Below are 9,237 nucleotides of genomic sequence, written 5' to 3' on the forward strand. Positions count from 1 at the left end.
GGCCGTCGGCAATTCGCATTCAACGCTCACGGAAGAGGGTAACATAGATGATCGTCCGGGCAACCATCGCCAATCCTGCGTGAGCGGTCTTTGATCGATCGCAATGACCGGAAAGATTTTTCGGTTACACTTCAAGACAAATGCACCATCGGACGACAGGAGGGAGTCGGGTCTTGGTCGCATCGAAAAGTTTGCCGCCGCCCATATGCTCGCCTCACCAGCTCATGGCGATGGCGCATGCGATGGAGCGGGAATCGGCGCGGCGGTATCGAGAGCTTGCCGCCCGCATGAGGCTGCGCGACGAAATGGCGCTGGCCTCGCTTTTCGATTTCCTCGCCTCCATCGAGGAGAAGCACGCGAGCCATATCACGACGCTCACGGAAGATGCGCTCGACCAGAGCATCGACCTGGCGCAGGCGGCGTGGGAAGTGCCCGAGAATTTCGACGAGGAGGCGGGAAGCTCGCACACGCTCACGCCCTATCTCGCGCTCGCCATCGCCGTTCGCAATGAGGAACGCGCATTCGCCTTCTACACCTATGTGGCCGCCGAGGCGCCGGACGAGCGCATACGGACGATCGCCGAGGACCTTGCGCGGGAGGAACTCGATCATGCCGCCCTTCTTCGCGCGGAGCGCCGGCGCGCCTATCACGCCGAGGACGGAACGAGGCAGCCGCGCCCGGCCATTCCGGCCACCACCGACGAGTTCTGGACGATCAGTCTTCGCGAGGAGTGGCGCGCCGCGCGCTACCACCGCGCACTCGGGCGCGTGCTCACCGATCTCGGCAGGGATGCCGCGCCGTTCATCGCCGCCGCCGCCGATGAGGAAGCCTGCGCCAATGAGGCGGCAGCCCTTACCGGTCAGGCCGTGCCGGAGATTGCATCCGAAGGCCGGCCGACCGTCGAAGGCGGCCTTCGCCTGCTGGAGGAAGCCTTCGAGCGCTATTCCGACATTGCCGAGCGGACCGGCGATGAAGAGGTCATGCGCGTCTCCATGGACATGGCGACCCGGGCACTCCGCCGCCTGAGCCTGACGCTCGGCTCCCTGCCTGCAGCGAGATGATCGTCACCCCCGCCTACCTGTTTCGGAACGAACGCGAGCGCCATGCCAAAATCGCAGTGCCTGACACAGGCGAGCATGGCTCAAATCGGGTGTGGGGATTGTTTGGCTGGGGCGGGAGGAGCCTGACGACTCAGCCCCAAAAGCGCTGAAAACGGCGGACTTGTGCCGTCTCTTGGCTGAAGAATGGGAGCATTTTGTGAGCGCGTCAACGCTCTGCTAAATCCCCCATTCGCGCTCAAGTCTTTCCAGTTCGTCCAGAAAGCGGTGTGCTAGGCCCGGAAGTTCCGAGCCACTGGGAGGGGCAATGATTGTCCGCCCCGCCTACCTTACGCTTACCCGGAACTCGTCGGTCAAGTGCGGTCGTAGGCGGTAGTACAGGCTTGTTGCCTCCAACTTCTGCCGAAAGTCGGTATTTGCCCCCTCAGCAGCGCATGCAGACGCCACAAACGAGCGAGCCTGACGAATTAGCCCCCTTCGTTCCCCTTGTAGAGAGGAGGTAGCTCCCTCGTCCTTTCGGTCTGCCGCCAACAATGCAGGCTTCAATCGACTGCGAACAGTCAGGTAGGCGACTACTCCGCAGGTCACACCAGCAAGAAGAGCCGTCAGCAACACACCCAACAAATTCAATTCGTGATTGAGTAGCCAAGCGCCAACGCCACCGATGAATGCCCCTGTGCCGGTCGAAGTCACAACGAAGTCGACAACATCCTTTACCGTCCAAGCATTGCTAAACCACGCCCAAACGCTCTTCGCCTTTTGTCGTAGCGTCATGGTCGCTCCTGCGAGGACGTGCTTTCCTTGCGTGAGAATACCAAGTCTCCACGGCTCACAAAAACATTGATCCCCCGACAGACTGAAAGACCGGGGAGTCTCTTCAATTCACCGTCATTCGTGGGTCTTCAGGTTCGCCAAGGTGGCCAGCAGAGCTGGTCACTTATCGAGCGCCTTGCAGGCTTGGTCCACGCCCCCTACGAACGCAACAGCTATACTTCCCTTCAAACCCTCAGGATGGTCAGCAAGCCAGATAATCATAGCGTCGGCTATCTGTTCCGCCGTCCAACCTTCGGTGCAGGCGCTCCACCTCGTGCTCGCGGGCTGGTTCAGAGCATCTCCGGTGATTATCACCCCGTCATAGACCGATGCAGCAATCACAGCTTGTTGATTTCGGCCAAGCTTCAGAAATGTCGATCCGGAAACATAGTAGTGGACATGATAGCCGCCAGTCTGGCCGTTCTCGTCCGCCAACGCTGCGCCCCCAACTAAGGTCGCGAGCAGCGCAAAGACACCCACATAGCCTTTAGCCATTTGTCCACCGACTAAAACTAGACAACGCCCAAAGACGGCGTGCGTTTTGTTTAATATATCGAGGTGTAAATATCGGGCAACTGGCTTTGCTTCCATGCATGGAATTGCGGGAAGTCTTTGCCACCAATCTACGCCGCTGGCGACAAGTGCGAGGCTTGTCACAGGACGACTTGGCCTATGAGGCAGAGGTCAGCCGGAGCTATCTCAGCCAGCTAGAGACGGGATCGCATGACGCCAGCCTTAAGATTATCGATAGGCTGGCAAAGGCGCTGGCTGTAGAGCCTGCTGAGTTGCTAAAATATCATTCGAGGAAGCGATGAACGGATGTGGCAACCGACCTCCGGCTTACTAATGAACCTTCATTTGGTAACCGGTCTGGTCAATCATTAGCGGTGGGATTGCAGAGTAAATGACCAAAGACATACGATCTGCACTCACGCGGCTATTCACGCCACACAGTTTGACGGCTGACAATATGGGTTTGGCGCCCCACCAAAAGAGTTGTTCGGTCGGCATCGGAATGCCCGTGAACTTTCCGCTTACTTCATACGACGAGATTAACAATATCATTTGCGGAAAGCAGCAGGACAAAGAATTCGTCGGGCAATTCGGGCCAGCGTGGAACGCTATTGCCTACCGCTTCCGCGCTGCCGACGAACAGGCCAACTTCTTCAGGTATTCCTTAGCTCTGCACGGCACGGCACCGACCCCGGAACAGAGATACCTTCAAGAGCAGGCCCTGTATGGCTTTTTTTGCAATGCCATTTCCGTCTTCGACTCGGCGGCATATGGCCTCTACACCATTGGCTCTCAGTTGGCTCCCCAACAATTCCCTTTCACTGAGAAAGACCGGAGAGACGTTACACTGGAGCGAACCCGAAAAGCTTTTAATGATGCATTTTTGGCGGACCCGATAGTAGATGCTTTTGATGTTCTCATGCAGTCTAAGGAATTTAAATCGCTCAAGGGGGCGAGGAACGTCCTAGCGCATCGCGCAGCCCCAGGAAGACATTTTCACGCCGATGGCGGAGGCCAGACAGAACCGACTTTCTGGAAATTAGATGACAGTAGATTAGATGGCGAATTCCTGAGCAAACGGCAAATTGCCGTATCGGAACTTCTGTCGCAATTTCTCCTGTCTGCTCAACGCTTCGTCAGCAAAAATTTTCATTAAGATATATGCCGTCTTTTTGTGGCCTCGCACTGCCCCCAAGCTTGACCACAGCTGCATTCTCGCTGAGCTATTCCGTTGGCCTAAACTTCAATCACACCCGTCGCAATCTTCATGAGCTTGCGCCCATTTGCGATTATCTCGGCGAAGCGTCATCCGCCTTTGGTTCGGTGTGATTTCTGACAGCAACTCTGCTCGAAAAGCTCGAACATCAACAACGACACCAACAGCCTTTAGGATTTCTTTTTGAAGTGGATCATGGTCGGGGGTCTCCCGCCTAACGTCCTTCGCGCTAGCAGGAGGCTCATTAATCCGAGCGGGAGTCTCGGCTTCCCGAGTAAGGGTCCTGAGGCGGACGATTTACCTACCCAAAATTAAGTCACCTAGCTATTGCAGGCTCCGGCTCACTCGTTACATTATCCCTCATCGAACATTGAGAGAAAGCGTAATGCAATGATGACTGCTCAAAAAAGATTCATTCCCTACGCCCGCGTCAGCACTGAGAAGCAAGGCAGGAGCGGTCTTGGACTTGAGGCACAGCTCCGGGACATTGAGGGTCTCGCTTCCTCTAGGGGCTGGCTTGTCGTGCACGAACCTTTCGTTGACGTGGAGAGTGGTGCAAAGGACGAACGAGAAGGGTTGAGGGACGCTCTTGCACTCTGCCGGGACACGGGCGCTACGCTCATCGTTGCGAAGCTTGACCGGCTCTCCCGAGACGTGGCCTTCGGCGCAACCCTGCTGAAGGACGCCGAGCGCGAGGGAGTGCGGATCGTTTCCGCAGATATGCCGGAGGCCGACACTCTCATGCTTCATATCCGCCTTGCCGTGGCGGAAGAGGAACGCCGGATGATCTCTCGGCGGACTAAATCCGCCCTACAGAGCGCAAAGGCCAGAGGTGTGAAGCTGGGCGGAAGACGCGAGGGAGCCCACAACTTCTCCGATGACGACCGCGCAAAGGCTACAGAGGCAAGAGCGGCGACGCTTACTCGCAAGGCGAGGCGTGGGGCTTACGTCTATCGTCCAATCATCGAAGAGCTTAGGGCAGCGGGGATAAGGAGCAATACAGCTCTTGCTCAAGCCCTCAACGAGCGTGGCATAACTTCTCCACGCGGAGGAAAATGGCAGGCTACGTCTGTGCGTAGATTGTTGGATATGCTGACATTGGATGGTCCTTCAAGGCATGCAGCCGCTATCTAGCCTCGTGACACACCCAACTCTTCTAAAAGCTGCAGACGTTTCTCTGCTCGCGGCATCCGAAGTTTCAGCGTCTTCGTTTCTATGCTTCGCAGATATAGAGAAGCTGAAAAGAAAGTGACACCGTTCAAATAGTGCCCGTTACAATTTAACTTCCAGAAAGGTCGAAGTTGCCGCGCACCGGGTGGCGTAAGCGGCGCCCACATGCACAAAAGCGGTGTGATTGGGGTACGCCTTGTAGCAGTCTCAGGCCTCCGCATCTCGCATTTCACCTTCGCCAACGAATCCCGGTTTCTCTGCTGGGCTATGCAAGTTTCCCAGTTCGATCTTGCAACCCTCGCAACATTTTCCACATTCGCATCCGCTTGGAGAGACTGTCTCAGCATGGCGAAAGAGTGGTAGCACCAGTTTTTAACCTCCACCTGAAACAACTCTTTAATTCGATCTTGCGCATCGACGCGTTTCAGCCAGGCATCTAGCTTTCGACCGTCTCCTGCGGATCGGCATTGGTACTGCAACACCCCAACGTGGCCCGCTCGTGGCGCCGAGCTTTCCCAGAAGTGCAAAAATAACCCGAGGATCAAATCCTCTCCAATGACCCCTGTAAGAGCGGAGACGTGGGAGCCGGGAGTTTCGTCAAGCACCGGAGTATCACGCGACGTGGCGTCAAAGAAATCTAGGGTAGCCCTTCTCTCAATTTGCATGTGTAGCTCCAATATCGAAGGCGGAGAGTGCCAAACGAGGCCCGTAGCGGCCACATCCAATCATCGAACGCAGCGTTGACTTACAAGAAAGAACCATTTTTCTGCCACAATTCGTCTGCTTTCGAGAAGAAATTCCCGCCATTAAGCGTAGCCTGCTGTGTCCCGTTATAGGGGTTTCGTTTCCTGTATGTATGCCCTCCCCTCCGCCTCCCCTAAGGTGGGGCTTTAGACGGAAATTAGATTTATCCAACCTTGTAGACCTTAGAGGAACCCAAGGACGCCTATGGGACTCCCCAAGCCAAGCCCAAGCCACCCAAGCCTCAAGCTAGCCCTTAGGTTCTCCCATAGCAGTGCTTGTGCCCTTCTCTGCTTACAGAAGACCCGCAATAGATGTTTATGCCTTCCTCTTTCGTGTGGAAGCTGAGACCTCCTCTAGGCGCGGCTTGATCCCGCAGAGGGTCTTGTATTGCCTCTCCAAGATTGCCTTCGCCTTGCTCTTGGCATTCTTAGGCACCACAAGGGAGTCATGGACCGGCAGAGATGGAATACCTGCCTTCAATAGCTCAAGCATCGTCCCTATCACGGCCTCACTCTCGTAGAACTCCAAGGCCAATGAATTCCATTTGGTAGATGGAAGCTTCTTCAGTGTGGGGTAGCTCTTCAAGATTGCAGCCTCAACTCGACGGATAGGATGGCCCCTTCCAAGTTCTTTGCCCGGATGTGCGGCCTTGTAGTCAGCATAAGCGTACTGAGGATATTTATTGGGAAGGCCTCCCGTACCGAAGGCTTTGACGACCCACGCCTTGACTAACTCTCTTGGTAGACCGGTTATCTTATAGGGATCACGCCCAAGGCTCGCCTTTTCACCCGTCAGACCACAGTAGATCGTCAAGTGGCTTGCCTTGACGTCCAACTCGACTACCGGCTCACCGTTGATTTTGACCTTCAGCCGGTCTTCCTTGGACAGTCCTTGAAAATGACGGTCTCCAAAGGAATACAGTCTTCCACCATGATTCCAGCTGAAGCCCTTGGCATTAGGCAGCTTAAAGAATATCCGCTTGAACCCGAGGAACGTCAGACCGCCTAAATCCTGCTCGGCAAGAAACCGGTTTATCTCATGGATCGTGTCGGCAAGCGCCTTGGTCTTCGGCGTCTCAGGAAACTTCAGCCGCCGTCCCTTGATCCTGTAGGACTCGATTATCTTCGAGGTCTGCCGTAGCTCGATAACATCTTTGGGCAAGCGTTCCGCGAAGTGCTTGGCTGCGTCCTCCGGCTTGAAGCCCTGCGCCTCCACAAAAGCAAAGGGCCCCTCTGTGGCTTCCCACCTTGCAGCCTTGCGGTCCGCGTCCTTCAGCGGAGTCCCATCAAACATATTCGTCGCTTGAAATGTTGCTCCATAGACCTCCCTTATCCATCCTTCAGCCTGAAGCCATTTCCATGCGTCATCAAAAGCTCGGTACGAGACCGGGAGGCCCGTAAAGGCTCGCGCACTTCTCTCGCGCCAGAACCTGCGCGTTCTGCTCTTCGCAGTTCCCACCAGAATGTCAGCCACGATTGCGGTTAGAGCTTTCGCGCGGCCAGTGTTGTCCTTGGGACGACCACCGGCTTTAGAGGTCTTGGCCGCACCGTCCCAACCTGCCTCCCTTGCGAGAGCAAGGCTCAATGTCTGGGCTTCGTCAGTGAGCGGCACACGATTTAGAGGCAGATAGAATTCCGACATAGGATATTGACTCAAAAGCTGATGGCCAATGCGGATGCCTCTATTTGACTCATAGAAGGGCATGGAGCGCGATTGAAGGCGACCCAGTGGTTGAGACCAGAGACACCATCAATTCGATTCCCTGACTCGCTATGAGTCTTCTAGAGGCTAGGCTTACGCAACTCGCTGTAAACAACTCCCGGCTTCATCAGGTGCGAGAAATCCATAGGCCACCAAAGCGTGGCTATGGCGTCCGCCAAGAGCTTTGTGGTCGCGCCCTTATAGTACCGGCTCAGGGTCTCACCTGCGCTCGCATGTCCTGTTAGGAGGTCCACAAGGTGCTGGGGAATGCCGTTATTCAAAAGCTGCGTCGTGACGTTGTGGCGGAACGAATGATAATCCCGGCCATTCTTGATACCCATCTTGGACCGATAACGCGAGAACCACTTGGTGAAGGTATAGCCGCGCTTCATGTCCGCCCCGCCGGGCTTAAGATCAGGAAAGATTGGGTCGGTCTCTGCCGAAGACACTGACTGAACGTATTCAATGAAGCCCATGCCCAATAGGACTGGATGTATAGGGACCACCCTACGCGAAGGTTCATTCTTGAGCTGCTGGCCTTCGCCCTCGTCAGTGATACGCATGCACCAGACGTCATCCACCTGCCGAATGTCACCGCCAAATAGCTGAGCGCATTCCTCAAGCCTGTTACCATGGTAGATGCCTAAGAGGGGAAGCCAGAAGTAAGCGTCCCTTTCAATCACGGAGCCGCGTACGGTCTTACGCCGCTTGCTCTTCATCCCGGTCCATACGGGCGAGCAGAAGAGCTTAACTAGCTCGTCATCCTCCCATTGATCTCGCTGGCTCCGGGCAGAAGCCACCTTGAAGGTGAAGCCTTCCGCAATCGAAAGCTGCTCCTTCGCAATCTCCGATTGGTCATAGGCAAACTGAAGGAACTGCCGAATGACGTTGCAGTGCCGCTCTACCGTGCGGTCAGCTAGTCGTGTCGAGCCTTTCACGTCAGCCGCCTCGATCAATTCCCGAACCGTGCGGTCTTTATCCTTGGGTGACTTGCCATAGGTGCTGGGAAGTTGTCTGAGGGTCGCTAGAAAATCGTGAATGTGCTTACGGGTGTAATTCGCAACCGGAAGATCGCCAGCGATCTCAAGAAAGAGACGCATGGTGACCCTGTCTTGTTTGAGCGTCGTCTTCTGAATTTGCAGAGTTTCCCGCCATGCGTGGAAAGGTTCACGCAACTCCGAAGCGAGCTTTGACGCGTTTTCCGTTTGGGCGCTTCTTTGAGCGTAGGCGGGCTGGCTCAGGATAGAAAAAGCACGGGCACCACTCCGCTTATAGATTTCCTCAGCAACCATAACCTCGGCTTCAAGTAACCCAAGGTGTAAAGCTGATTTAAGCTCAACCGGGATGTTGTGTTGTCCGGCTATCAATTCCGCTTGGTTGGCGACTGCTGCGAAGTCTCTTAGCTGCAAATCCTCACGAGCATGCTCAAGCCAATCCTTCAGCCCTTTCCACTCAGCCTTGATAGGCTCCTCTTCGGGGTTTAGGTCATCGTCACCGCCTGCATAAGGGAGACGTTGAGGAGGAAGGTTGATCCTTCGTTGAGTGTCGATTTCGAGTTGGTCTTGGATGTAGTGGCGAAGAATTGATCGAAGTTCATCTAGGGTCATGGTCGGCTCTAACAAGGCAGCAGAACACACGTCATCGAGTGCCCATGCGATCCGTTGGGCTACCCGGTAGCTTTTCGTCCCCAATGATAGCGTGATTTCACCAGCCCCACGCTCCCGAACGACTCTCCGAAAGTAAAAGATGCCGCGCTTGCAGACTACGCGGCGCACGCTTTCGCGCGGCCATCTAGCACGGTCATGGGAGCATTTTGTGAGCATCGAAGACACCTGAACCATTCTCGCAATCGTGAGAGACGGTCCGTGCCTTACGTTTCAGCGGCTTAGCATATCGTTTGGCTGGGGCGGGAGGATTCGAACCTCCGCATGACGGAATCAAAATCCGTTGCCTTACCACTTGGCGACGCCCCAGCAGGGGGCCATGAGGTGCCTAGCCGACCCGCGAAAACGGGCCGGAACA

7 protein-coding genes and 1 tRNA gene are annotated in these 9,237 nt (G+C 55.5%); 4 read left to right on the plus strand and 4 right to left on the minus strand.

Features of this window, described 5'->3' with window-relative positions; all coding sequences use genetic code 11:
• Positions 1 to 173 precede the first annotated feature (173 nt).
• Complete coding sequence (locus tag WBG82_RS12405; protein ID WP_424424832.1) at positions 174 to 1,061, plus strand: ferritin-like domain-containing protein; 888 nt, start codon at positions 174 to 176, stop codon at positions 1,059 to 1,061.
• Between the two features lie 930 nt (positions 1,062 to 1,991).
• Here the strand turns inward: WBG82_RS12405 and WBG82_RS12410 are convergent.
• On the minus strand, positions 1,992 to 2,366 hold the full coding sequence (locus WBG82_RS12410) for a hypothetical protein (protein ID WP_424424833.1): 375 nt from the start codon (positions 2,364 to 2,366) through the stop codon (positions 1,992 to 1,994).
• A gap of 98 nt (positions 2,367 to 2,464) precedes the next feature.
• Between WBG82_RS12410 and WBG82_RS12415 the strand changes: the two genes are divergently transcribed.
• The 3 genes from WBG82_RS12415 (at position 2,465) to WBG82_RS12425 (ending at position 4,734) form a co-directional block, all read left to right on the plus strand.
• Positions 2,465 to 2,686, plus strand: coding sequence for a helix-turn-helix domain-containing protein (locus WBG82_RS12415; RefSeq protein WP_424424834.1), 222 nt, complete (start codon positions 2,465 to 2,467; stop codon positions 2,684 to 2,686).
• An 89-nt stretch (positions 2,687 to 2,775) separates the two neighbouring features.
• Positions 2,776 to 3,540, plus strand: a complete 765-nt coding sequence (locus WBG82_RS12420; RefSeq protein ID WP_424424835.1) for a hypothetical protein — start codon at positions 2,776 to 2,778, stop codon at positions 3,538 to 3,540.
• Between the two features lie 450 nt (positions 3,541 to 3,990).
• Entirely contained in the window at positions 3,991 to 4,734 is a 744-nt protein-coding gene (locus WBG82_RS12425; RefSeq protein WP_424424836.1) for a recombinase family protein, read from the plus strand.
• Positions 4,735 to 5,829: 1,095 nt separating this feature from the next.
• Here the strand turns inward: WBG82_RS12425 and WBG82_RS12430 are convergent.
• The 3 genes from WBG82_RS12430 to WBG82_RS12440 form a co-directional block, all read right to left on the minus strand.
• Complete coding sequence (locus tag WBG82_RS12430) at positions 5,830 to 7,155, minus strand: hypothetical protein (protein ID WP_424424837.1); 1,326 nt, start codon at positions 7,153 to 7,155, stop codon at positions 5,830 to 5,832.
• 140 nt (positions 7,156 to 7,295) lie between these two features.
• The gene (locus WBG82_RS12435; protein WP_424424838.1) at positions 7,296 to 8,822 is read right to left on the minus strand and encodes a site-specific integrase; all 1,527 of its coding nucleotides are present in this window, start codon (positions 8,820 to 8,822) and stop codon (positions 7,296 to 7,298) included.
• 291 nt (positions 8,823 to 9,113) lie between these two features.
• A tRNA-Gln gene (locus WBG82_RS12440) sits at positions 9,114 to 9,188 on the minus strand.
• Positions 9,189 to 9,237: the final 49 nt, after the last annotated feature.

This window comes from Parvibaculum sp. (assembly GCF_049671045.1).
GTDB lineage: Bacteria > Pseudomonadota > Alphaproteobacteria > Parvibaculales > Parvibaculaceae > Parvibaculum.

What these genes read in the sequence shown, in the direction of transcription:
- WBG82_RS12410 (WP_424424833.1), bottom strand. Translation starts at nt 2,366, where the DNA reads ATGGCTAAAGGCTATGTGGGTGTCTTTGCGCTGCTCGCGACCTTAGTT.
- WBG82_RS12415 (WP_424424834.1), top strand. Translation starts at nt 2,465, where the DNA reads ATGGAATTGCGGGAAGTCTTTGCCACCAATCTACGCCGCTGGCGACAA.
- WBG82_RS12420 (WP_424424835.1), top strand. Translation starts at nt 2,776, where the DNA reads ATGACCAAAGACATACGATCTGCACTCACGCGGCTATTCACGCCACAC.
- WBG82_RS12425 (WP_424424836.1), top strand. Translation starts at nt 3,991, where the DNA reads ATGATGACTGCTCAAAAAAGATTCATTCCCTACGCCCGCGTCAGCACT.
- WBG82_RS12430 (WP_424424837.1), bottom strand. Translation starts at nt 7,155, where the DNA reads ATGTCGGAATTCTATCTGCCTCTAAATCGTGTGCCGCTCACTGACGAA.
- WBG82_RS12435 (WP_424424838.1), bottom strand. Translation starts at nt 8,822, where the DNA reads ATGACCCTAGATGAACTTCGATCAATTCTTCGCCACTACATCCAAGAC.